Origin of the sequence: Microbispora sp. CA-102843 (assembly GCF_050936215.1) — a bacterium.
In the GTDB taxonomy this organism is placed as follows: domain Bacteria; phylum Actinomycetota; class Actinomycetes; order Streptosporangiales; family Streptosporangiaceae; genus Microbispora.
Genome location: NZ_JBNJNF010000001.1, coordinates 6,477,494 through 6,499,832 on the forward strand (window position 1 = coordinate 6,477,494; position 22,339 = coordinate 6,499,832).

Sequence of the window (22,339 nt, forward strand, 5' to 3'; positions counted from 1 at the left end):
CCGTATGACCCGAACCCCCCTCCGGGCGGCACTGGTCGTCTCGGCACTCACGATGGGCCTGTCCGCCTGCCAGTCACCGTCCCCGGAACCCGAAGCCTCGGCGGACGCCGTGTCGTCCGCCGCCGTGTCCACCGCCGTGTCCACCGCCGTGTCCACCGTGTCGTCCACGGAAGCCGCGTCCGGGAAGACGAGCGGCGCGGTCTACGTCACCGGCGCGAGGGCCGGAGACGACCCCTGCGCCCGCGTGGTGTCCGCCATCGGCTACCTGGGGCTGTCGCTGCTGCCGGCGGGGCAGGAGGAGGCCCAGCACTGGGACGGGGACGTACGCGGCCGTTTCGGCTATCTGCGCGGCACCCTGGAGATGTACGGCCCCCACCTGCCGGCCCCGGCCGCGGCCGCCGTCGCGACCATCGACGGCCTCGCCGAGACCCTCTCCCGGGCCGACACGGCCGATTCCCGGCGCCCGGACCTGCTGCGCCGGTATCGCAAGGCGTCCGTCACCGTCCTCGCCGCCTGCGGCCGTTCCTGACCCGCGCGGCGAGACGCCTACGGGCGACCCCGCGACGGCGGGGAAGCCCGGGGACGCCGAAAGGGCCCGCTCCACGGGGAGCGGGCCCTTCGTGCTCTCAATCAGCCGGCGATCTTGCCGGTGTTGAAGGCGACGTTCTTGTTGGTGTTGTCGGGGCCGTACTGGTAGATGCCGATCGTCGCCTCGGCCGGGTCACCGGCCTCGTTGAACTCGATCGGGCCGGACGCGCCGTCGTAGTCGATGTCCTTGCCCGCGGCGAGCAGGTCGTTGCAGGACTTGAAGTCCTTGCACTTCTCCCCGCCGGTGGAGACCTCCTGCAGATGGGCCGCGATGTCCGCGGGCGCGTCGCTCTTGGCGGCGACCGCCGCGAGCGCCGTCAGGATGGTGGCGTCGTACGACTCGGGGCCGTAGTTGAAGTCCTTCAGGCTCGGGTCGATCGTCTTCAGCTTCGCCTTGAAGTCGTCGGAGACCTGGGCGCCCGGCTGGGTGCCCTTGGCGCCGTCGAGCGTGCCCTTGGGGAAGCCGTCCTTGCCCGTGCCGTAGTTGGACAGGTTGCCGTCGACGAAGTAGTACTTCACCTTCTTGGCGGTCAGGCCCTGCTTGACGAGCTCAGGAATGATCTTCTTGGTCTCGTCGAAGCCGATCATCGCGATGGCCTTCGGGTTGGCTTCCTTGATCTTGGCGACGTCCGCCGAGTAGTCGGCCGCCTTCGGGTCGTAGATGACCTTCTCCACGACCTGGCCGCCGCCGCCCTCGACCGCCTTCTGCACGTTGTCCGCGAGGCCGGTGCCGTACGCGTCCTGAAGGGCCAGGATGCCCACGGTGTCGTTGCCGTCGGCGAGGATGAGGTCGCCGAGGACACGGCCCTGCAGCACGTCCGGCGGAGCCGTACGGAAGTACAGGCCCTTGTCGTTGTACGTGGTGAACTGGTCGGAGGTGTTCGCCGGCGAGATCTGGACCACGCCCGCACCGGTGATCTTGTCGATGACCGACAGCGACACCGAGGACGAGGCGGCACCGATGACCACGTCGGCCTTCTGCTGCAGCAACTTGTCGACAGACTGGGACGCAATGTTGGTCGAGGTGTCACCCGAGTCCGTGTCGACCTCGACCACCGGCTTGCCGAGGACACCACCGGCGTCGTTGATCTCCTTGATCGCCAGCCCGACACCCGCGAACTCCGGCGGGCCGAGGAAGGCGAGCGAACCGGTCTGCGGCAGCAGCGTGCCGACGGTGAGAACGCCATCGCCCTGGGCGGTGGCGGCAGCGGGTGCGGAGGACTGGGCCGCCGGCGCCGAGGAAGCCGGCGCGGCGCTGTCCTCACCACCGCCACAGGCCGTCAGCGCGAGGCTGGCGGCCGCGGCAACGGCCAGCACCCGCCCGAGGGGGGCAATGCGGATCATGAAGCATCTCCTTCATCCAGGCCCGGGAATCGTCAGCGCTGCCGACTGGTCCCGATCGAATGGCTGAAAGGTACATAGGCCGGGCATGGCCCGACCAGGGATGCATCAGAACTGTCCGCACTTGGATGCGGAGTCGTAATAACTCCTCAACTTAGCGGGACGGCCCCTGACCAGGAGTCTTCTCCTCCGTGATCAGCATGGCGGCGTTCAGGCGGGCGGCTGGGCCTCGTCGCCGTTCTCGTCCACCACGATCTGGGCCACCTGGCGCATGCTCATGCGCCGGTCCATGGACGCCTTCTGGATCCACCGGAAGGCCTGCGGCTCCGTCCACCCGTGCTGGGCCATGAGCAGGCCCTTCGCGCGCTCCACGAGCTTCCTGGTCTCCAGCCGCTCCGACAGCGTGGAGACCTCCTTCTCCAGCGCGGCCATCTCCTCGTGCCGGCTGACCGCCATCTCGATGGCCGGAACCAGGTCGCCCTTGGTGAACGGCTTGACCAGGTAGGCCATCGCGCCCGCGTCCCTGGCCCGCTCGACCAGATCGCGCTGCGAGAACGCGGTGAGGATGAGGCACGGCGCGATGCGTTCTGAGACGATGCGCTCGGCCGCGGAGATCCCGTCGAGCACAGGCATCTTCACGTCCAGGATCACCAGGTCGGGGCGGAGCTCCATGGCGAGTTTGACCGCCGTCTCGCCGTCGCCGGCCTCGCCGACCACGGCGTAACCGTCCTCTTCGAGCATCTCCTTCAGGTCGAGGCGAATCAGCGCCTCGTCTTCCGCGATCACCACTCGCCGCTGCGTACTCACGCACAAGAGGTTACCGACGTCCGCTACATTAGAACCACGCCAGGGGCCTCGCGGATGATCACCCATTTGGTAGGCTTCTGCGCGACGGGTTCGGACAAGTTATACAAAGTCCGGATTGAAGCCCCGGTACCCCAATTGGCATGAGGGAGCGGATTCAAAACCCGTACAGTGTGGGTTCGAGTCCCACCCGGGGCACTTTCACTCTTCGCGGTCGCCAGAAAACCCTCAGTGGCGACTGCCACGATCGGGCACGTGTGCGATTCCTCGAGTCGCCGCCGGGCTCTCCGTCTTCTCGACTCCGGCGACGAGTACCCGCGATACCTGTTCGAGAACGAGTCCGCCGGCATCCTCCGGCTGTGCGGGGAGACGCTGGACCGCCTCGGCGTCGCATGGCGCTACAACAAACGCAACGAGATCTCGATCGCCAGGCGTGATGCCGTCGCCCGCCTCGACGAGTTCGTGGGCCCCGAATACCGAGCCGTGCGATCTCAGGCGCCGGGGAGGAGGCGGACGGCGTCGAGGGCGAGGGAGAGTTCGACGATGTCCAGGGGGCGGGCCAGCGAGCGGCCGGTGAGCTGCTCGATGCGGCGCACGCGGTTGAAGACGGTGTTGCGGTGGCAGTAGAGCTCGGCCGCCGCCCGGGAGGCGGACCCCTCGCAGCGCAGCCACGCCTCCAGCGTCGCGAGCAGCACGCCGCCGTCGGGTGAGGCGATGATCGGGCCGAGGACGCCGCCCGCGAGGTGCCCGGCCAGCTCCGGCTGGCAGACCACCAGGGCGGCGGGCAGCCGCCGGTCGAGCCGTGCGATCTCCGGCGCGGTCCCCGAGCAGGTGCGCATGGCCACCTCCGCCAGGCGGCGGGCCGTGCCGAGGTCGGCGAGGCTCTCCACCACCGGGCTGACGCCGGCGCTCGCGCAGACGACCGGGGTGATCGCGGCCACCAGGTCGTCCAGCTCCCGGTCGTCGAGGTACACCACCGCCATCTCCAGGTCCGGGCGCATGCGCCACAGGAAGCGCAGCCCGCCGATCTCGTCGGGGCGGTGCACGCGGTCGGGCTGCGCGGGCAGCCGCGTTGTGACGACCGCATAGCGGCCGTGCTCCGGCAGGCCGAGGGCGTCGGCGGCCACGCCGGCCACGGCCGGGTCGGCGCGGCCCTCCAGGAGGGCGTCGAGCATGGCGTTGACGCGCTGGTTGGTCCGGCCGAGCAGCTCGTTCTCCCGGCGGCGGTAGGCGTCGGCCGCCGCCACGGCCTGGCGGTCGATGGCGTGCCACACGTGGGTGGCGCTGCGCAGCAGGGCGGGCAGCCGCTCGGGGCCCTGGTCGCCGATGATGTCGATGAAGCCGTTCCAGGTGACCTGCGCGGCCAGGCGGTAGCTGCGCATGAGCGAGTCCAGCGGGAGCCCGAACTCGGCCCGCCTGCGCCCGACCGTCTGGGCGTACGCGACGTCGCGCCGCTCGTGCCGGGGCTGCAGGATCGCGGTGATGCCGACGCGCAGCCCTTCGTGGGTGCTCTTCCAGTGGTCCTCGTAGGGGACCGTCATGCGGTAGGCCTCGTCGCTTTCCCTGCCGCGCTTCACCAGCTCGTCGGCGAGCTCGGGGAGCCGTTCCAGCAGGCCTGCGGCGGAGGTCCGCAGCAGTTCCCGGACTTCGGAGTCCGTCCTGGACCTCATGCCCCGAATGTGCCAGCCGGCGGCGTCCGGAACAAGGTTCGGTTTTCGTTTCGTGATGCGGGATTGTGCTGGAGCACAGGGCACGGCCGGCGGGCATGGGCTGGGGTCCCGACTTGGCTCCCGGCGCTGGACGGCCCTCGACCACGGTGGGTTGGGTGTGCCTTCATCGAAGTCACAGGAGGCGCGGATGTCTGGTGAGGCGGGCCCGGGAACCAGCGGCCCAGAGATCGGGAGCCCGGAGACTGCGGACTCGGAGACTGCGAACCCGAAGACTGCGCCCCCCGAGACCGGGGGCCTCGAGATCAGGGGCCTGGAGGTGCGGTACGGCCCCGTACGCGCCCTGCGGGGCGTCGACCTGGCCGTGCCCCGGGGCGCGGTGGCCGCGGTGCTCGGCGCGAACGGCGCGGGCAAGACGACGCTGCTGCGTGCCGTGTCGGGGACGCTGCGGTTCCACCGGGGCGCGATCACGTCGGGGACGGTCGCCTTCGGGGGATCCCGCCTCGACGGAGCGCCGGCGGCGGCCGTCGTACGGCGCGGCGTGGTCCAGGTGCCGGAGGGACGGCGGGTGTTCGCCCGGATGACGGTGGCCGAGAACCTGCGTGCCGGAGCGCTGGGCGTGCCGGGCAGGCGGGCGGCGGCGGCACGTGAGCGGGTGCTCGAACTCTTCCCTGTGCTGGCCGAGCGGGCCCACCAGCGGGCGGGCCTGCTGTCGGGCGGCGAGCAGCAGATGCTGGCGATCGGCCGGGCGCTCATGGCCGGGCCTTCGCTGCTGCTGCTGGACGAGCCCACGCTCGGGCTCGCGCCGCTGATGGCGGCCCGGATCGCCGACACCGTGCGGCAGATCAACGCCCAGGGCACGTCGGTGCTGCTGGTGGAGCAGAACGCCGCCATGGCGCTCGCGCTGGCCGAGCGGGCGTACGTGCTGGAGGTGGGCGAGGTGGCGCTGTCGGGACCGGCGGCGGACCTCGCGGCCAGCGACGAGGTGCGCCAACGCTACCTCGGCGTCGGCGCGCCCGATACAGACCGACCGGTCGGTACCGATCCCGGCCCCGGCCATGAGAGGCACGAGAGGACCAGGCTGGCGAGATGGACGGCATGACCCACCGCCGCGGCGAGCCGCGCGCACACCCGATGAGGCGCTTCCGCGCGCCCAGGAGAAACCAACCGGTCGGTATGGCCGACGGCGACGGCCCGGCGGAACTCGTGGTCAGTGAGGTGACGGTCCGCTTCGCCGGCCTCACCGCGCTCGACGCGGTGAGCTTCACCGTGGCCCCCGGCAGCGTGCACGCGCTGATCGGCCCGAACGGCGCGGGCAAGTCCACCTGCTTCAACGTGCTGTCGGGCGTCTACCGCGCCACCTCAGGCAGCGTGCGCTTCGGCGGCACCGAGCTGACCTCGCTGCGCCCGCACCGGGTGGCGGCGCTGGGCGTGGCGCGGACGTTCCAGAACATCGCCCTGTCGCCGCATCTGCCGGTCCGCGACAACCTCATGCTCGGCCGGCACCGCCTGACCCGTGCCGGCTTCGTCTCGGCCGGTCTGCGGCTGTCCTCGGCCAGGCGCGAGGCCGTACGGCACGGCGCGCGGGTGGCGGAGATCGCGGAGTTCGCCGGCGTCGGCGACGCGCTGTCCATCCCGGTGGGGCTGCTGCCGTACGGCGTGCAGAAGCGGGTGGAGCTGGCCCGGGCGCTGTGCATGGAGCCGCGGCTGCTCCTGCTGGACGAGCCGGTCGCGGGGATGAACGGCGGCGAGCGGCGGGAGATGGCCGCCCTCATCCAGTCGGTGCGCGAGAGCCTCGGCATCTCGATCCTGCTGGTCGAGCACGACATGGGCATGGTCATGCGGATCGCCGACGCGGTGACCGTGCTCGACTTCGGCAGGCGGATCGCGGACGGGCCGCCCGAGGAGGTCCAGCGCGACCCCGAGGTGATCCGCGCCTATCTGGGCGACTACGCGGAGGGCGACTCCGGCGGGGACGGCCGGCCCGGCGAGAGCGGGGAGGCGTGATGGCGGTCTTCCTTGAGCTGCTCGTCAACGGGATCTCGGTCGGGGCCGTGTACGCGCTGATCGCGCTCGGCTTCGTGGTGATCTTCAAGGCGACCGAGGTGGTCAACTTCACCCACGCGTCGCTGCTGCTGGCCGGCGGCTACGTGATCGCCCGGCTGCATTCGCTGATCGGGTTCTGGGCGGCGCTGGCGGCCGGGATCGCGGCGGCGGCGCTGGTCGGCGCACTGGTGGAGTTCCTGATCCTGCGCCGGGCGCACGTGGGCTCGCGCGGCGTGCTGGCCATCGTCACGATCGGCGTGGACATCCTGCTCACGACCGAGCTCACCCGTCAGATCGGCACCGAGGTGCTCGCTCTCGGCGACCCCTGGGGCGCCCGGGTGCTGCGTCTTGGCCCGATCACGGTCGCCGAGACCCGCGTCGTGGCCCTCGCGGTCGCCGCCGCGCTGATCGTGGCGTTCCTGCTCGCCTTCAAGTTCACCGGCTGGGGTGTCGCGATGCGCGCCACGGCCGAGGACGCGGAGACCGCCGCGCTGATGGGCGTGCGGCTCGGCCGGGTCTCGCTCAGCGCGTGGGCCGTCGCCGGGGCGCTGGCCGCGGTCGCGGCGCTGTTCCTGTGCGTCTTCCCGACTCCGGGCCTGGACAGGGGCACGGCCGCGGCGGCGATGAAGGCGTTCCCCGCCGCCATCCTCGGCGGGCTCGACTCGACCACGGGCGCGCTGGCCGGAGGGCTGATCGTGGGCGTCACCGAGACGCTGATGAGCGGCTACCAGAGCGAGCTCGCCTTCCTGGGCCGCGGCGTCGGCGACGCGGCGCCGTTCCTCGTGATGATCGTGATCCTGCTGCTGCGGCCCTCCGGGCTGTTCGGCACGAAGGAGCCGGCCCGTGTCTGAACCCACACACGCGCCCGGTACGGCCCCGCGCGGCACGTTCCGGCCCCTCCGGGCCGCGCTGGGTTTCAGGGCGCGGCCCCTCCGGGCCGCGCTGTGGCTCGCGGTGCTCGCGGGGGCAGTCGCGGTGCCCTTCTACCTGGAGGGGTTCTGGCTGCAGGCGGGGCTGTTCGCGATGTCGGCGGCGATCGGCGCGATCGGGATCAACCTGCTGACCGGGGCGACCGGGCAGCTGTCCCTGGGACATGCCTTCTTCCTCGCGGTCGGGGCGTACTCCTACGTCTACCTGTCGTCGGACCTGGGGCTGCCGACGCCGCTCGCGGCCGTGGCGGCGGTGATCGTCGCGGGCGTGTCCGGCGGCCTGTTCAGCCCGATCGCGGGCCGCCTCAGGGGCGCCTACCTGGGTATCGCCACGCTCGCCCTGATCTTCGTCGGCCAGCACATCCTGTTCAACGCGGAACCGGTGACCGGCGGCTTCAACGGACGGCCGGTGCCGCCGATGGAGCTGTTCGGTTTCGTCTTCGCCGACACCCCGGAGCTGGTGGTGCTGAACGTGCCGTTCGGTTCGCTCGAACGGCTGTGGTTCCTCGGGATCGCGCTGCTCGCGGGCGCGGCGGTGTTCGCCAGGGGCGTGCTGCGCGGCCGTCCCGGCCTGGCGATGAACACGATCAGGGACCACGAGATCGCCGCGGGGGTCATGGGCGTCCCTGTCGCCCGATACCGCGCGGGCGTGTTCGTCCTGTCGTCCATGTACGGCGGACTCGCCGGGGTGCTGGTCGCCCTGGTCTTCCAGCAGATCGTGCCGGACTACTTCGGCATGCTGCTGTCGCTCGACTACCTCGCGATGATCGTGATCGGCGGCCTGGGATCGGTCGCCGGGGCGGTCGTCGGGGCCGCGTTCGTCTCCCTGCTCCCCCAGCTGCTCACGCGCTACAGCGACGCCCTGCCGCTGGTGGCCGAGCCGGGTTCCGGCGGGGTCTCCCCCGCCGAGGCCGCGCGGATCCTCTACGGCGCCGCCGTCGTCGCGGTGGTGCTGTTACTTCCCGGCGGTCTGGCCGGGCTCGCCACGCGGCTCGGCCGCGTTCGACTCAAGGAGCTCAGATGGGCAAAATCGACACCCGCGCCCGCATCGCGGCGTTAGCCCTGCTGTCCCTGGCCGTCGCGACCTCGGCTGCGGGGTGCGCCAGCGGCAAGGCGACGGGCGGCGGCGGAGACGCCGGGGCGGCGAGCGGTGACGGGGTCAAGACCGGCCCCGGCGTCACGGCCACCACGATCACCGTGAGCGCGCTCACCGACCTGACCGGTCCTTACGCGTCGTTCGGCAAGAGCCAGACGCAGGCGCAGCAGCTGTACTTCGACCAGGTCAACGCCGGCGGCGGGGTCTGCGGCCGTAAGTACGAGCTGGTCGTGCGCGACCACGGCTACGACACGCAGAAGGCGGTGGCGGCCTACACCGAGGTCGCGCCCAAGTCGGCGGCGATCGTGCAGTTCATCGGATCCCCCATGATCACCGCGCTGAAGCAGCGCGTCGACGGCGACAAGCTGCTCACGATCCCGATGGCGTGGGCGACCACGCTGCTCGGCAGCCGGGCCATCCAGGTCACCGGCACGACGTACGACGTGGACATGATCAACGCTGTCGAGTTCCTCACGAAGGAGAAGGGGATCAAGTCCGGCGACAAGATCGGGCACCTGTACTTCGAGGGCGACTACGGCGAGAGCTCGCTCAACGGCTCGAAGTACGCCGCGGACAAGCTCGGCCTGCAGATCGTCGAGCAGAAGATCAAGGCGACCGACCAGGACATGAGCGCCCAGGTGGCGGCGTTCAAGGCGGCCGGGGTGAAGGCCGTGCTCGTCTCGGTGGGGCCCCGGCAGACGGCCTCGCTGGTCGGCGTGTCCCTGGCCAGGGGCATGGACGTGCCGTTCGTCGGCAGCAACTCGGCCTACGCTCCGCAGCTTCTCGCGACCCCGGCCGGGCCGGCCCTGCTGAAGGACTTCTACTACGTGTCCGCGGGGATGCCGGTCAGCGGGAAGAACCCGGCGATGCAGAAACTGGTGGCCGACTACCAGGCGAAGTATCCCGGCGAGACGCTCGACAGCGGCGTGCCCACCGGCTGGAGCGCGGCGATGATCGTGGACGAGGCGATGAGGAAGGCGTGCGAGGCCAAGGACCTCACCCGCGAGGGCGTCCTGAACGCGCACCGCTCGCAGTCGAACTTCGGCGGCGACCTCGGCACGCCGATGAACTTCACGTTCTTCGACAAGCCCGCCTCCCGGTCGTCGTACGTGCTCAAGCCCGACAAGGCGGCGCTCGGCGGCTCGGTGGTCTTCAGGGAGGCGGAGGTCTCCGAGCTGGCGAAGGACTACCCGGTGCCGGTGGGCTGACGTCCCGACGGCCGTGTCCGCGCCGGGGAGGTTACTCGCTAGTATCCCCATACCGAACAATCGTCTGGAGAATCGATGCGACGCACCATCTACGGCGAGGACCACGAGGCCTTCCGCGACTCCGTGCGGCAGTTCGTGATCCGCTCGGTCGCTCCGAGGGCCGAGGAGTTCATCGAGCGCCGGTTGATCGACCGCGAGGTGTGGCGGGAGGCCGGCCGGCAGGGATTCCTCGGCCTGGAGGTCCCCGAGGAGTACGACGGCGCGGCGGCGGGCGACTACCGCTTCAACGCCGTGCTCACCGAGGAACTCGCCGGGGTGGGCATGGCTCTGGCGTCCAGTTTCAGCATCCACTTCGACGTGGTCGCGCCATACCTGGTGGAGCTGACGACGGACGAGCAGAGGAAGCGGTGGCTGCCGCCGTTCTGCTCGGGAGAGATGATCACCGCGATCGGCATGACCGAGCCGAGCGGCGGGTCGGACCTGGCGGCGCTGCGCACCACCGCCGTCAGGGACGGCTCCGACTGGATCGTCGACGGCTCCAAGACGTTCATCACCAACGGCTACCAGGCCGACCTCGTCGTGGTGGCGGCCCGGACCAGCCCGGAGAAGCGGGCCAAGGGCATCACGCTGTTCGCGGTCGAGGAGGGCATGCCCGGCTTCCACCGGGGGCGCAAGCTGGACAAGGTCGGCCAGCCGGAGGCCGACACGGCCGAGCTGTTCTTCGAGGGCGTGCGGGTGCCGGCCGGCAACGTGATCGGCGAGGTGGACCGGGGGTTCGTCGCCATGATGGAGCGCCTTCCGCAGGAACGGCTCGGCAGCGCCGTCACCAACATCTCCCACGCCGCCGCCGTGCTCGCCGAGACCCTGTCGTACGTGAAGGAGCGCAAGGCGTTCGGCCAGGCGATCGGCAGCTTCCAGTACAACAAGTTCACCCTCGCCGACCTGGTGACGAAGGTGGAGGTGACCCGGGCGTACGTCGACCAGTGCGTGGCCGCCCACGCCGACGGGGAGCTGACCGCGGTCGACGCGGCCAAGGCCAAGATGTGGACCGCCGAGGTGCAGAACCAGGTGGTCGACGCCTGCGTGCAGCTGTACGGCGGCTACGGCTACATGAAGGAGTACCGCGTGGCGCGGGCCTGGATGGACGCCCGGGTGACCCGGATCTGGGCGGGGTCCAACGAGATCATGCGCGAAATCGTCGGCCGGGACCTCGGCCTGTGAACGGGCCTGTGAAAGACCGGAGAGCCTATCCCCACTGGCGGGACGTGCCCACCCGCTGGAAGGACAACGACGTCTACGGGCACGTCAACAACGTCGTGCACTACTCGCTGATGGACACGGTGATCAACACCTGGCTGATCGAGGAGGCCGGGCTGGACATCCACGAGGGCCCGGCGATCGGGCTGTGCGTGGAGTCGCGCTGCTCCTACCGGGCCTCGGTGTCCTTCCCGCAGGTGATCAGCGTGGGCCTGCGGATCGGCCACCTGGGCCGTTCCAGCGTCCGCTACGAGCTCGGCCTGTTCGCCGGGGACACGCTGGTCGCCGAGGGGGACTTCACCCACGTCTTCGTGGACCGGCACACCCGCCGCCCCGTGGAGATCGGCCCGCCCCTGCGCCCCGCCATGGAACGCCTGCTCCTCCCCCTGCCCCCGGCGTGATCTCGTAGTCGGCTCAGCGCCCGTGGACGTTGACGGCCACACCGCTCAGGTGGTCCTCCTGGGCGATGTCCAGCAGGGTGTTCGCCACGTCCGCCCGGGTCAGGGCACGCGGCTTGGCCAGCAGTTCGCGGCGGATCACGACCGCCCCTGCGGCGGGCCGGTCGGTGAGCCGGGTCAGCCGGACGATGGTCCAGTCCAGGTCGCCGGTGCTCACGGCCTGCTCCAGGTCGCGGGCATCGGCGTAGGGGGTGGCCAGCAGGCGGCGCAGCAGCCACATGAGCGGGAACGGCCTGCGGGCGACGATCGGGTAGGGGGTGGTGGCGATCAGGCGACGGACCCCGGTCTCGGTCATGGCCCGCATGATGGTGCGGGTGGCCTGGGCCGCGCGGTGCGGGTCGCGACTGTCGCCGCCGTTGATGATGGAGATCACCGCGTTCGCGCCCGCCACCGCCGCGCGCATCTTCTCCAGGTCGCGGCCGTCGCCTTCGACGACGACGTGGGGCCGCGCTTCCAGGGCGGCGGCATTGCGGGTGAAGGCGGTGACCCGGTGGCCGCGGCGCAGCGCCTCGGCCAGGACGTGGCGACCGGTGCGGCCGGTTGAGCCGATGAGAGTGAGATTCACGACTCCACCGCCCGGGTGAGGGCGGCGGCCGGTTCGTACGGCATGCGCGTGAGGAAGGCGTGGGAGTCGGGCATCAGAGCACCCTTGATCCGCTCATCTGTGGCCAGGTCCTCGTGTTCGAGGTCGTGGCAGTGCGGGAGGTGGCCGGCGACGCCGCCCCGTGGACGTACCTGAATGGGGTTCTCATGACCGGCAATCGTCGTCCAGCCGGAGTTCGGCGTCGTCCCACCCACGGAGTCATCTGCCGCTACCCCACCGGGATCAACCTCGGCCGGCCGGACTAAGACGCCGGGCGTAGTCCCACTGCGGATATCAGAGGGGAGAGTTGGGGGTCAGGCGAGGCTGTCCAGCCAGGCCTGGTGGAGGCGGGCGAACCGGCCGGAGCCGGCGATCAAGCGATCCGGCGGGCCGTCCTCCACGATCCGGCCGTGCTCCATGACGAGCACCCGGTCGGCGATCTCCACGGTGGACAGGCGGTGGGCGATGATCAGTGCGGTCCTGTCGGCGAGGATCGTCCGCAGCGCCCGCTGCACGAGGCGCTCGCTGGGCACGTCGAGGCTGGAGGTGGCCTCGTCCAGGATCAGCACGGCGGGGTCGGCGAGGAACGCCCGGGCGAACGCGACGAGCTGCCGCTGCCCCGCCGACATGCGGCCGCCGCGCTTGCCGGCCTGCGTCTCGTATCCGTCGGGGAGCGCGGAGACGAACGTGTGGGCGCCGATGGCCTCGGCGGCCCGCTCGATCTCCGAATCCGGCGCGCCGGGCCGCCCGAACCGCACGTTGTCCGCGATCGTCCCGCTGAACAGGTAGTTCTCCTGGGTGACCATCACCACGTGGCGGCGCAGGGTGTCCTCGTCCAGGTCGCGCAGGTCCACGCCGTCGAGCAGCACCCGCCCGGCGACCGGGTCGTGGAACCGGGCGATGAGCTTGGCCAGCGTGGTCTTGCCCGCGCCCGTGGTGCCGACGACGGCAATGGTCTGCCCGGCGGGGATCTCCAGGTCGAGCAGCGGCAGCACCGGCGGGCCGTCGGCGTAGGCGAACCGGACGGCCTCGAAGCGCAACGCCCCGGAGGAGCGCGGCAGCGGCACCGGGCGGCGGGGCTCGGCCACCGAGGGCCGCTCCTCCAGCACGCCCGACAGCTTCTCCAGCGCCGCCCCCGCCGACTGCAGGGCGTTGTAGAACTGGCTGATCTCCTGCATCGGCTCGTAGAACTGGCGCAGGTAGAGCAGGAACGCCGCGAGCACGCCGACCGTGACCGTGCCGCGCAGCGCGAGCAGGCCGCCGTACAGCAGGACGGCCGCGACCGTGACGTTGCCGATCAGCTTGATGCCGGGCATGAACACGGCGACCAGGCGCATGCCCCGCGTGTTGGCGGCGCGGTAGTCCGTGTTGAGCCGCTCGAAGATCTCCTGGTTGCGCGGCTCCCGCCGGAACGCCTGCACCGCGCGGATCCCGGTCATCGACTCCACGAAGTGGACGATGACCAGCGCGACCGCCTCCCGCGTACGGCGGTAGGCGACGCTCGACTGGCGGCGGAACCACCGGGTGAACAGCAGCAGGACCGGCAGCGGCAGCAGCGCCACCAGGCCGAGGCGCACGTCGAGCACGAGCAGCATGACCGCGGTGCCGCACAGGGTGAGCACGGCCGTGACCAGGCCGTCGAAACCGGAGTCGAGCAGTTCCGCGATGGCGTCCACGTCGGAGGTGAGCCGGGAGATGACCCGCCCGGAGGTGTACTTCTCGTGGAACGACAGCGACAGGCGCTGGAAGTGGTCGAAGACCCGGCGGCGCAACTCCAGCAGGATGTCCTGGCCGATCCGGCCCGACATCTGCAGGAACGCCTGCCGGGTGAGCGCCTGGGTGAGCGCGGCGGCCAGCACCGCGCCGACGATCGCGAGCAGCGTGCCCGCGCCCTGCCCGCGCAGCATGGGCGGGAGGCCGTCGTCGATACCCGACTTGACCAGGTACGGCAGGGCCAGGCCGGCCGCGTTGGACACCACGATGACCGCCGTGAGCACGGCGATCGCCCGGCGGTGCGGGCGCAGCAGGTCGCCGAGCAGGCGGCGCGACCGCGTGCGCAGCAGCAGGGAGACGCGCTCGGAGATCTCGTCGCGGTCCTCGGCGGCGACCCCACGCCACGTTTCTGCGCCCCCCGCGTCACCTCCGGCCCGCGCTGTCTCTCCCGCCTCGCCTGCGGCCCGCTCGGTGTCTCCCGCTTCGCCGGCGGTCCCCTGGCTCATCGCATCGAACCTTCGGGATCGAGGTCGGCGTCCTGGGCGAGCAGTTCGCGATACTCCGGCACGGCCGACAGCAGGTCGCCGTGGCGGCCGACGTGGGTGACGGTGCCGTCGCGCAGCAGCGCCACCCGGTCGGCGAGCAGCACGGTCGAGGCGCGGTGCGCCACGACGATGCCGGTCGCCTCGGCGAGCACCCGCCGCAGCGCCTCCTCGACCAGCGCCTCGGTCTCCACGTCGAGCGCCGACAGCGTGTCGTCGAGGACGAGCACCCGCGGCCCGCCGAGGACCGCCCTGGCCAGCGCGAGCCGCTGCCGCTGACCGCCCGACAGCGACATCCCCTGCTCCCCGATGCGGGTGTCGAGCCCCCACGGCAGGTCGTAGGCGAACGTCGCCTGCGCGATCTCCAGTGCCTGCCTGATCTCCTCCTCGGTGGCGTGCCCGTGGCCGAGCGTCACGTTCTCGCGCACGCTCATCGAGAAAAGCGTGGGCTCCTCGAACGCGGTGGCGACCACCGAGCGCAGCGAGGTCAGCGACAGGTCCCGCACGTCGCGCCCGTCCACGGTGACGCGGCCCGCGGTGACGTCGAGCAGGCGGGGCACGAGCGCGGTCATCGTCGTCTTGCCCGACCCGGTGGCCCCTACGAGGGCGATGGTCTCCCCCGGGCGCACCTCCAGCCACACGTCGCGCAGCACCGGCCGGTCGGCGCCCGGGAAGCGGAACCCGGCGCCCTCGAAGCGTACGTGGCCACGCGGGCGCTCGATGACGGCCGGGCCGCCGCTGATCGCGGGGACCGTGTCGAGCACCTCGACCACCCGGTCGGCCGAGGTCATGGCCTCCTGGCCCATGGCGAGGATGTAGCCGAGCGAGGCGACCGGCCAGACGAGCTGGAGGACCAGCGTGGTGAAGGCGACCAGGGTGCCGAGCGTCAGCGCGCCGGCGCCGACCGCGATCGCGCCGAGCAGCAGGACCAGGGCGAGCGTGACGTTCGGCACGACTTCGAGGAAGGTGAAGAACCGGGAGGCCAGCCGCACCTTCGCCAGCGAGGTGTGGCGGATCTCGCGGGCGGCGGCGGCGAAGTTCGCGAAGACGTGCTCGCGCCGCCCGAACGCCTTGACCGTGCGGATTCCCACGGCCGACTCCTCGACCAGCGTGGCGAGGTCGCCCTGCTGGTCCTGCACCTGCCGGGAGATGACGATGTAGCGCCGCTCGAACCGCAGCGACAGGGCCACGACCGGGACGGCGGACACGGCGACGAGCAGGCCGAGCGGCCAGTACATCCGCAGGAGCACCACGGTGACCGCGGTGAGCTGCAGGATGTTCATGATCAGGAACAGCACGCCGAATCCGAGGAACCTGCGGATCGTCGACAGGTCGGTCGTCGCCCGGGACAGCAACTGGCCCGACTGCCATCCGTCGTGGAAGCTCATCGGCAGCCGCTGGAGGTGCCGGTAGAGGTCGTCGCGGATCGCGGTCTCGAGGCCCAGAACCGGTCCGGCCTGCGACCAGCGGCGGACGAACGTGAGGACCGCCTCGGCGACGCCGAGGCCGAGGGCAAGCAGCCCGAGCGGGACCAGCCCGCCGAGGTCACCGTGGGCCACAGGGCCGTCGATGATCTCCTTGCTCACCAGCGGGATCACCGTGCCCGCGGCGATCCCGAGCAGCGCGGCGATCCAGGACACCACCAGGCTGGGCCCGTATGGCCGCAGGTAGGACCGCAACCGCCACAGCGAGCGCCACGACGACCGGCCGACACCGGGCCCGGGTGCCTGTGGGGAGTCCATCAACGGGCGCAGCGCTCCTCCGGCGTCTGACAGGACAGGACGACTCGCTCCTGTCATGATCCGTCGGAGGGCGCCGCGCCATCAAGCGCTTTTCTCCCACCGCCGGGTGCCCCAGGCCGCGTGGCCCGGGGAGACCCGGCCGCCGGGTCAGGTCGACGGGTGGGCGACCGCCGAGCCGATCGTGTGGACGCGCAGGGCGTTGGTGGAGCCGTGGTTGCCGGGCGGCGAGCCGGCCACGACGACGACCTTGTCGCCCTTCTCGCACACACCGAGCGACAGCAGCGAGGCCTCAACCTGGCGGACCATGTCGTCGGTGTGGTGCACGAACGGCACCTCGAACGTCTCCACACCCCAGGTCAGCGCGAGCTGGCCGCGCACCTGCGGGTTGGAGGTGAACGCCAGCAGCGGGATCGGCGAGCGGTAGCGGGCCAGCCGCCGGGCGGTCTCGCCCGACATCGTGAACGCCACCAGGGCCTTGGCCCCGACGATGGCGCCGACCTCGGCCGCGGCGCGGGCGATGGCGCCGCCAGTCGTCTCGGGCAGGCGCTCCAGCGTGTGGGTGGCCTGCAGCGTGGTGCCCTCGGCGGCGACCGCGATGCGGGCCATCGTGGAGACCGACTCGATCGGGTAGTTGCCGACCGAGGTCTCGCCCGACAGCATCACCGCGTCCGCGCCGTCCATCACCGCGTAAGCGACGTCGGACGCCTCGGCGCGGGTGGGCCGGGGGGCGCTCATCATCGAGTCGAGCATCTGGGTGGCCACGATGACCGGGTGGGCCTTCTCCCGGCACAGCTCGATGATGCGGCGCTGGACGATCGGCACCTGCTCCAGCGGCAGCTCGACGCCGAGGTCGCCGCGGGCGACCATCACGCCGTCGAAGGCGTCCACGATCTCCTCGAGGCAGTCGACGGCCTGCGGCTTCTCGATCTTGGCGAGGAGCGGGAGCCTGACGCCCTCCTCCTCCATGATCGCGTGGACGAGCGCGGCGTCGTCCGGCGACCGGACGAACGACAGGGCGATCATGTCGAAGCCGGTGCGCAACGCCCAGCGCAGGTCCTCCTCGTCCTTCGTCGTGAGCGCCGGGGCGCTGACGGCGACGCCGGGGAGGTTGAGGCCCTTGCTGTCGGAGATCATGCCCCCGATGACCACGCGGGTGACGACGCGCGGCCCCTCGACCGCGGTCACCTCGAGGTTCAGCCGGCCGTCGTCCACGAGGATCGTGTCGCCGGGCTTGACGTCGCCCGGCAGGCCCGCGTACGTCGTGGAGACGATGTCCCGGTCGCCGGGGACGTCCTCGGTCGTGATCGTGAAGACGTCACCGAAGCCGAGCCGTACGGGGCCGGAGGCGAAGCGTCCGACGCGGATCTTGGGGCCCTGGAGGTCGGCGAGGACGCCCACGGCGCAGCCCAGCTCGTCGGCGGCGGCTCTGACCCGGTCCAACACCTCCTTGTGGAACTCGTGACTGCCGTGCGAAAGGTTGAAGCGGGCGACGTTCATGCCCGCTTTGATGAGCTCGCGTAGGCGCTCCGGCGAGGAGGTGGCGGGCCCGAGGGTACAGACGATCTTTGCTCGACGACTCACAGCACTACCCTAATTGGTACAGACCACTTGCAGTGACGGCGCACACAGCTGTCGCCAAATGTTCAGACACTTCACGCGATCAACCGCGTGCCCTAGCCTTGGCAGCCATGGGACGTACCCGGACTTGGGGGGTAATAACGGCGCTGTTCACCCTGGCCGCGTGCGGAGGCCAGGGTACCGAATCGGCCGCGCCGCCGACGGGCGTTTCGGTATCACTGAACCAGTGGCGCAGCGACGAGGCGTCTCACGCACTGGAGGTGTCCGTGCGCAACGACACCGACACGCCGGTGCGCTTCCAGGACGTCCAGCTCGTCACCGGCTCGTTCGCGACGCTCCCGCCGACCCGTCTGGACACCACCCTCGCCAAAACGCCGCGTACGGACCTGCGGATCCCGTACGGCGAGGCGCGCTGCGACCCGGCGAAGATCCCGCCGGTGCGCCCGGCCACGGTGGTGGCGCACATCCAGGTCGGCGGCGGGCCGTCGCAGAAGGTGGAGTTCCCGGTCCGCCATCCCGATCCCACGCTGGACGGGCTGGTGAAGGCGGAGTGCGGGGCGTACATCCTGCGCCAGTCGGTGGACGTGACGTTCGGGGACACGTGGACCCGGGTGGGCCGGACCCTCCACGGGAACCTCGTCGTCACCAGGAAGGGCGGATCGGAGCAGGTCACCATCGACGACCTCGGCGCCACCACGCACTACACGATGCTCCCCCGTTCCGGAAAGCGCCGGCCGGTGGCGGTGCTCGCGGCGGACGCCACGCGGCTGGAGATCCCGGTGGAGGTCACCCCCATGCGCTGCGACTGGCACGCGTTCGCCGAGGCCAAGAAGGCGTACCTGTTCCCGGTCTACGGCACGGTGGGCGGCGGCGAGAAGCGCTACCTCATCGCGACGCCTCCGGCTCCGGTGCAGCAGACGTTCCTGTCGTACGCGCAGGACGTGTGCGGCGTCGGCGGATCCTGATCGCGAGACCGGCCCAGGAGACGAGCACGACGGCGATCACCGCCAGCCGCACGTGCCAGACGTACGCCTCCGGGTAGACCACGCCCTCGATGTAGGTGTCGATGAAGCCGCCGGGCAGCAGGCCGCGCTCCCCCGCCCTGGCCCGCCCCCAGTTCTCCAGCGCGGTCAGCGGGCACTCCACGAGCCCGGCGAGCTGCACCAGCCCCCAGGCGCACAGCGCGAGGTGCGGCCAGATCAGCCGGGGCCGCCGCCAGGCGAGGAAGCCGCCCAGGGCGATGTAGGCGATGACGAGGAAATGCGCCACCATCGTGGCCTGCCAGACGAGCCGGTAGATCATGATCTGCCCACCTCCGCGAAGGAGGGTAGGCCGCCTGTGGCCCGCCGGACATCCGGCGGGCTACTCAGGCGCGTACTCAGTCAGATCAGGGCGAGCCCCAGGACAAGCCCCAGAACGAGCTCCAGGACGAGCCCCAGGACAAGCTCAGGGCGCGACGGTGGCGGCCCGTGCGGCGTCGACGAGGCCGTGGCCGAAGAAGCCGTTCTTCGCCGTGGGCCCCTCGCAGGCCTGGGTCTCGCCCGTGCCGTAGCGGTAGGTCCGGGGCGCGGGGCAGCCCTTCGAGGTGGCCGTCGCGTACAGCAGGCGCTCCACCTCCGCGGGGTCCATCTGGAGCCCGCCCTTGCCCGGCTTGCCGAACCGGCCGATGATCAGCGCCGCCACCCCGGTGACGTGCGGCGCGGCCATGGAGGTGCCCTCCATGTACTGGTAGTAGGCGCACTTGCCGTCATGGCAATCGCGGATCACCGAGGACGTCTTCGGCTTGCCCGCGGCGTCGATGAGGCCCTTGGCGCGCAGGACGTTCTCGGGGGCGGCGGCCAGGATCTCCCGGCTCGCGCCCTTGATCCCGGTGCCGCCGTCGAACATGTCGCCGCCCGGCGCGGCGACGTCGGTCTGCTCGACCCCATAGTCGGAGTACGGCGCCTTACGCCCGCTGGGGCCGACCGCCGACACCGAGATGACGCCGTCGAGCTCGGCCGGGACGCTGAGGCAGGTGTTGTCGACGGACCGCTTCTTCTCCGCGCCCTTGGGGAAGTCCGGGCTGGAGGTGTCGGTCTTCACCTTGCCGAGGTCGAGAGCCTCGTTCCCGATCGCGGAGACGAGTGTGACGCCGTGCGCGCGGGCGTACTTGACCGCGCGGCGCATGCCCTCCAGGATCCCCCGCTGCTCCAGGCGCTCCTTCGGCGTGTCGCTCGGGTTGTTCGCGCAGTTGAACGTCCAGGGGTCGACGTAGAAGCTCATGTTGACCACGTCGACGCCGACGTCGGCGGCGTATTCCAGGGCGTCCATCGTGGGCTTGAGGAAGAAGAAGCCCGAGTCGGTGCCGGCGCGGAGGTTGACCAGCGACACGTCGGGGGCGACCCCGCTGATGCCGAGGCCGTTGATCGGCGAGCCGATCGTGCTCGCGACGTGGGTGCCGTGGCCGTCGTCGTCGACGTCGGCCGGGTCCTTGCAGCCCTTGTACTCGCAGGGCCCGTCGAGCTTCTTGCCGTTCTCGTCGGTGGGCTCGTCGATGACGAAGTTGCGGCTGAGCTCCCGGTTGAAGTTGGGCGCGATGTCGGGGTGCTTGCCGTCGATGCCGGTGTCGATGACGCCCACGAGCACCTTGTGGCTGCCCCGGGCCTTGGCGTACGACCCGGTGGGGGTGGCGCCGATCATCTTCATGTCCCACTGGCGGTCCGAGAGCGGGTCGCCGCCCGGCGCCCGCCGGGCGTGCTCCGCGCTCCGCGTGCCGGCGGGGACAGGTGCCCCGGCGGGGACGGGCGCGTCCGCGGTCTTGCCGATGGGACGGTCGAGCGTGACGCCGGCCACGGAGGGGTCGGCGCCGATCTTCTCGGGGTCGGACGTGCGCACGACGAGGTAGCCGAGCTTGTCGTCCCGCCCCTGGATCGTTCCTCCGGCCGCCTCGGCCGCCCGCTGCGCGGCGGCCCCGCCGCCGTCGGTGTAGAAGACCAGGTAGTTCCGCGCGGGCTCGGACGCGGTCGCCGCCTCCGGCAGGGCCGCGGCCCCCAGCCCGCCGAGCAGCGTGATGGACATGATGGCCCCGGCGAGCCGCCCCCGTGTGTACAACGATCCTCCTCGATTGCGGGCCTCCTCTGCTGCGGAGCCCCTCGGTTCGAGCCTCAGCATCCTCCCGGCAGCCGGGCATGCCCGCAACCCAGCTCCGAACTGGGGATATTCCCGATTTATCCCCATAAAGCGCGCCAGCCGTGGTCCGGTCCCCTGGGACCACGGCGCGGCGTGAATTCACCCTATGCGCGTCAAACGAGTGGCCGCGCTGTCGGCGGGATGGGAACGGGCAGGACGGTCCGCCCGCTCAGGTAGCGGTCCACCGCCGCCGCCGCCGACCGGCCCTCGGCGATCGCCCAGACGATCAGCGACTGGCCGCGGCCCATGTCGCCCGCCGCGAACACGCCCTCGACCGACGTCTCGTACGACGCGTTCCTGGCCACGTTGCCCCGGGCGTCGAAGAACGACTCCGGGTCGCCGGACAGCGCCGCGAGGTCGTTCAGCAGCGGGCCCTTCTCGGGGCCGAGGAAGCCCATGGCGAGCGTCACCAGCTCGGCCGGGATCTCCCGCTCGGTGCCGGGGATCGGCTTGAACCCCGCCGCCGGGCCCTCGACCTCGACCAGGCGCAGCGCCCGCACGTTGCCCTCGTCGTCGCCGGCGAACTCGGAGGTGGACACCGCGTACACGCGGTCGCCCGCCCCGGCCTCCAACTCCTCGTGCGCGCTCTCCATCTTGAACAGCATCGGGTACGTCGGCCACGGCTGGCTGCCCGGACGGCTCGCCGGCGGCCTCGGCATGATCTCCAGCTGGGTGACCGACAGGGCGCCCTGCCGGATCGCCGTGCCGATGCAGTCGGCGCCGGTGTCGCCGCCGCCGATCACGACGACGTGCTTGCCCTCGGCCGAGATCGGCGACTCGGCGTAGTCGCCCTCCTGGGCCTTGTTGGCGGGCGGGAGGTACTCCATCGCCTGGTAGACGCCCTTGAGCTCGCGGCCGGGCACCGGCAGGTCGCGCCAGGCCGTGGCGCCGCCCGCCAGGACGACGGCGTCGAACTCCTCCCGCAGCCGGGCCACGGTGACGTCCACGCCGACGTTGACGCCGGTGCGGAACTCGGTGCCCTCGGCCTCCATCTGGGCGATGCGGCGGTCGACGTGCCGCTTCTCCATCTTGAACTCGGGGATGCCGTAGCGGAGCAGCCCGCCGGTCCGGTCGGCCCGCTCGAACACGACCACGTCGTGCCCGGCGCGGGTGAGCTGCTGCGCGGCGGCGAGGCCGGCCGGGCCCGAGCCGACGACCGCGACCTTCCTGCCCGTCTTGGCGGCGGGCGGCTGCGGCGTGACCCAGCCCTCGGCGAAGGCGCGGTCGACGATCTCGACCTCGACCCGCTTGATCGCGACCGGGTCGGAGTTGATGCCGAGGACGCACGCCGACTCGCACGGCGCCGGGCACAGGCGGCCGGTGAACTCCGGGAAGTTGTTGGTCGCGTGCAGCCGCTCGATCGCATCGCGCCAGTCGTCGCGGTAGACGAGGTCGTTCCACTCGGGGATGAGGTTCCCGAGCGGGCAGCCGTTGTGGCAGAACGGGATGCCGCAGTCCATGCAGCGGGCCGCCTGCTTGGTGAGCGCGGGCCGGGGGAAGTCCTCGTAGACCTCGCGCCAGTCGCGGATGCGAACATCGACCGGGCGGCGCGCCGGCAGCTCGCGCCCGTGCGTCAGGAACCCCTTCGGGTCAGCCAACGGTGATACCCCCCTTATCGC

General features: G+C 71.4%; 20 protein-coding genes and 1 tRNA gene. 10 read left to right on the forward strand and 11 right to left on the reverse strand.

Features of this window, described 5'->3' with window-relative positions; translation table 11 throughout:
- Positions 1 to 4 precede the first annotated feature (4 nt).
- Positions 5 to 529: a hypothetical protein gene (locus ACQEVJ_RS30030; protein WP_433106807.1), complete on the forward strand. Its 525-nt coding sequence runs from the start codon at positions 5 to 7 to the stop codon at positions 527 to 529.
- A 101-nt stretch (positions 530 to 630) separates the two neighbouring features.
- Here ACQEVJ_RS30030 and ACQEVJ_RS30035 read toward each other — a convergent pair whose 3' ends face one another.
- On the reverse strand, positions 631 to 1,932 hold the full coding sequence (locus tag ACQEVJ_RS30035; protein WP_433106809.1) for an ABC transporter substrate-binding protein: 1,302 nt from the start codon (positions 1,930 to 1,932) through the stop codon (positions 631 to 633).
- A 207-nt stretch (positions 1,933 to 2,139) separates the two neighbouring features.
- Positions 2,140 to 2,718: an ANTAR domain-containing response regulator gene (locus ACQEVJ_RS30040; RefSeq protein ID WP_433113041.1), complete on the reverse strand. Its 579-nt coding sequence runs from the start codon at positions 2,716 to 2,718 to the stop codon at positions 2,140 to 2,142.
- A gap of 138 nt (positions 2,719 to 2,856) precedes the next feature.
- On the opposite strand from ACQEVJ_RS30040, the gene ACQEVJ_RS30045 reads away from it, so the two are divergent.
- Positions 2,857 to 2,931: transfer RNA gene (locus tag ACQEVJ_RS30045), tRNA-Leu, on the forward strand.
- A 293-nt stretch (positions 2,932 to 3,224) separates the two neighbouring features.
- On the opposite strand, the gene ACQEVJ_RS30050 is transcribed toward ACQEVJ_RS30045, so the two are convergent.
- Positions 3,225 to 4,403: a PucR family transcriptional regulator gene (locus tag ACQEVJ_RS30050; RefSeq protein WP_433106811.1), complete on the reverse strand. Its 1,179-nt coding sequence runs from the start codon at positions 4,401 to 4,403 to the stop codon at positions 3,225 to 3,227.
- Between the two features lie 187 nt (positions 4,404 to 4,590).
- Between ACQEVJ_RS30050 and ACQEVJ_RS30055 the strand changes: the two genes are divergently transcribed.
- The 7 genes from ACQEVJ_RS30055 (at position 4,591) to ACQEVJ_RS30085 (ending at position 11,337) form a co-directional block, all read left to right on the forward strand.
- Positions 4,591 to 5,502, forward strand: a complete 912-nt coding sequence (locus tag ACQEVJ_RS30055) for an ABC transporter ATP-binding protein (RefSeq protein ID WP_433106813.1) — start codon at positions 4,591 to 4,593, stop codon at positions 5,500 to 5,502.
- Between the two features lie 74 nt (positions 5,503 to 5,576).
- The gene (locus tag ACQEVJ_RS30060; RefSeq protein ID WP_433106815.1) at positions 5,577 to 6,407 is read left to right on the forward strand and encodes an ABC transporter ATP-binding protein; all 831 of its coding nucleotides are present in this window, start codon (positions 5,577 to 5,579) and stop codon (positions 6,405 to 6,407) included.
- Positions 6,407 to 7,297 (forward strand): branched-chain amino acid ABC transporter permease, encoded by an 891-nt coding sequence (locus tag ACQEVJ_RS30065; protein WP_433106817.1) that lies wholly within the window; start codon positions 6,407 to 6,409, stop codon positions 7,295 to 7,297. Before ACQEVJ_RS30060 ends, ACQEVJ_RS30065 begins: the two co-directional genes overlap by 1 nt.
- A gap of 58 nt (positions 7,298 to 7,355) precedes the next feature.
- Positions 7,356 to 8,435, forward strand: a complete 1,080-nt coding sequence (locus tag ACQEVJ_RS30070; protein ID WP_433113044.1) for a branched-chain amino acid ABC transporter permease — start codon at positions 7,356 to 7,358, stop codon at positions 8,433 to 8,435.
- Complete coding sequence (locus ACQEVJ_RS30075) at positions 8,396 to 9,679, forward strand: ABC transporter substrate-binding protein (RefSeq protein ID WP_433106819.1); 1,284 nt, start codon at positions 8,396 to 8,398, stop codon at positions 9,677 to 9,679. Before ACQEVJ_RS30070 ends, ACQEVJ_RS30075 begins: the two co-directional genes overlap by 40 nt.
- A 75-nt stretch (positions 9,680 to 9,754) precedes the next feature.
- Positions 9,755 to 10,900, forward strand: coding sequence for an acyl-CoA dehydrogenase family protein (locus tag ACQEVJ_RS30080; protein WP_433106821.1), 1,146 nt, complete (start codon positions 9,755 to 9,757; stop codon positions 10,898 to 10,900).
- An 8-nt stretch (positions 10,901 to 10,908) separates the two neighbouring features.
- Positions 10,909 to 11,337, forward strand: a complete 429-nt coding sequence (locus ACQEVJ_RS30085; RefSeq protein WP_433106823.1) for an acyl-CoA thioesterase — start codon at positions 10,909 to 10,911, stop codon at positions 11,335 to 11,337.
- A gap of 13 nt (positions 11,338 to 11,350) precedes the next feature.
- On the opposite strand, the gene ACQEVJ_RS30090 is transcribed toward ACQEVJ_RS30085, so the two are convergent.
- The 5 genes from ACQEVJ_RS30090 to pyk form a co-directional block, all read right to left on the reverse strand.
- Positions 11,351 to 11,959 carry an NAD(P)-dependent oxidoreductase gene (locus ACQEVJ_RS30090; protein WP_433106825.1) on the reverse strand — a complete coding sequence of 203 codons (609 nt, stop codon included), beginning with the start codon at positions 11,957 to 11,959 and terminating at the stop codon, positions 11,351 to 11,353.
- Positions 11,956 to 12,192 (reverse strand): hypothetical protein, encoded by a 237-nt coding sequence (locus ACQEVJ_RS30095; RefSeq protein WP_433106827.1) that lies wholly within the window; start codon positions 12,190 to 12,192, stop codon positions 11,956 to 11,958. Before ACQEVJ_RS30095 ends, ACQEVJ_RS30090 begins: the two co-directional genes overlap by 4 nt.
- A 99-nt stretch (positions 12,193 to 12,291) precedes the next feature.
- The gene (locus tag ACQEVJ_RS30100; protein WP_433106829.1) at positions 12,292 to 14,196 is read right to left on the reverse strand and encodes an ABC transporter ATP-binding protein; all 1,905 of its coding nucleotides are present in this window, start codon (positions 14,194 to 14,196) and stop codon (positions 12,292 to 12,294) included.
- On the reverse strand, positions 14,193 to 15,974 hold the full coding sequence (locus tag ACQEVJ_RS30105; protein ID WP_433106831.1) for an ABC transporter ATP-binding protein: 1,782 nt from the start codon (positions 15,972 to 15,974) through the stop codon (positions 14,193 to 14,195). The genes ACQEVJ_RS30100 and ACQEVJ_RS30105 overlap by 4 nt, the downstream gene beginning before the upstream one ends.
- Before the next feature lie 147 nt (positions 15,975 to 16,121).
- Complete coding sequence (gene pyk, locus ACQEVJ_RS30110) at positions 16,122 to 17,555, reverse strand: pyruvate kinase (RefSeq protein ID WP_433106833.1); 1,434 nt, start codon at positions 17,553 to 17,555, stop codon at positions 16,122 to 16,124.
- A gap of 263 nt (positions 17,556 to 17,818) precedes the next feature.
- Between pyk and ACQEVJ_RS30115 the strand changes: the two genes are divergently transcribed.
- The gene (locus tag ACQEVJ_RS30115; RefSeq protein WP_433106835.1) at positions 17,819 to 18,517 is read left to right on the forward strand and encodes a hypothetical protein; all 699 of its coding nucleotides are present in this window, start codon (positions 17,819 to 17,821) and stop codon (positions 18,515 to 18,517) included.
- Here ACQEVJ_RS30115 and ACQEVJ_RS30120 read toward each other — a convergent pair.
- The 3 genes from ACQEVJ_RS30120 to ACQEVJ_RS30130 form a co-directional block, all read right to left on the reverse strand.
- Positions 18,438 to 18,854: a DUF2784 domain-containing protein gene (locus ACQEVJ_RS30120; protein ID WP_433106837.1), complete on the reverse strand. Its 417-nt coding sequence runs from the start codon at positions 18,852 to 18,854 to the stop codon at positions 18,438 to 18,440. The two genes, ACQEVJ_RS30115 and ACQEVJ_RS30120, sit on opposite strands and share 80 nt — an antisense overlap.
- A 144-nt stretch (positions 18,855 to 18,998) precedes the next feature.
- Complete coding sequence (locus tag ACQEVJ_RS30125; protein ID WP_433106839.1) at positions 18,999 to 20,642, reverse strand: S8 family peptidase; 1,644 nt, start codon at positions 20,640 to 20,642, stop codon at positions 18,999 to 19,001.
- 191 nt (positions 20,643 to 20,833) lie between these two features.
- The gene (locus tag ACQEVJ_RS30130; RefSeq protein WP_433106841.1) at positions 20,834 to 22,318 is read right to left on the reverse strand and encodes a glutamate synthase subunit beta; all 1,485 of its coding nucleotides are present in this window, start codon (positions 22,316 to 22,318) and stop codon (positions 20,834 to 20,836) included.
- Positions 22,319 to 22,339: the final 21 nt, after the last annotated feature.

Coding starts and splice junctions, on each gene's coding strand:
- ACQEVJ_RS30105 (WP_433106831.1), bottom strand. CDS start 15,974: ATGGACTCCCCACAGGCACCCGGGCCCGGTGTCGGCCGGTCGTCGTGG.
- ACQEVJ_RS30075 (WP_433106819.1), top strand. CDS start 8,396: ATGGGCAAAATCGACACCCGCGCCCGCATCGCGGCGTTAGCCCTGCTG.
- ACQEVJ_RS30100 (WP_433106829.1), bottom strand. CDS start 14,196: ATGAGCCAGGGGACCGCCGGCGAAGCGGGAGACACCGAGCGGGCCGCA.
- ACQEVJ_RS30065 (WP_433106817.1), top strand. CDS start 6,407: ATGGCGGTCTTCCTTGAGCTGCTCGTCAACGGGATCTCGGTCGGGGCC.
- ACQEVJ_RS30120 (WP_433106837.1), bottom strand. CDS start 18,854: ATGATCTACCGGCTCGTCTGGCAGGCCACGATGGTGGCGCATTTCCTC.
- ACQEVJ_RS30030 (WP_433106807.1), top strand. CDS start 5: ATGACCCGAACCCCCCTCCGGGCGGCACTGGTCGTCTCGGCACTCACG.
- ACQEVJ_RS30080 (WP_433106821.1), top strand. CDS start 9,755: ATGCGACGCACCATCTACGGCGAGGACCACGAGGCCTTCCGCGACTCC.
- ACQEVJ_RS30055 (WP_433106813.1), top strand. CDS start 4,591: ATGTCTGGTGAGGCGGGCCCGGGAACCAGCGGCCCAGAGATCGGGAGC.
- ACQEVJ_RS30050 (WP_433106811.1), bottom strand. CDS start 4,403: ATGAGGTCCAGGACGGACTCCGAAGTCCGGGAACTGCTGCGGACCTCC.
- ACQEVJ_RS30035 (WP_433106809.1), bottom strand. CDS start 1,932: ATGATCCGCATTGCCCCCCTCGGGCGGGTGCTGGCCGTTGCCGCGGCC.
- ACQEVJ_RS30060 (WP_433106815.1), top strand. CDS start 5,577: ATGGCCGACGGCGACGGCCCGGCGGAACTCGTGGTCAGTGAGGTGACG.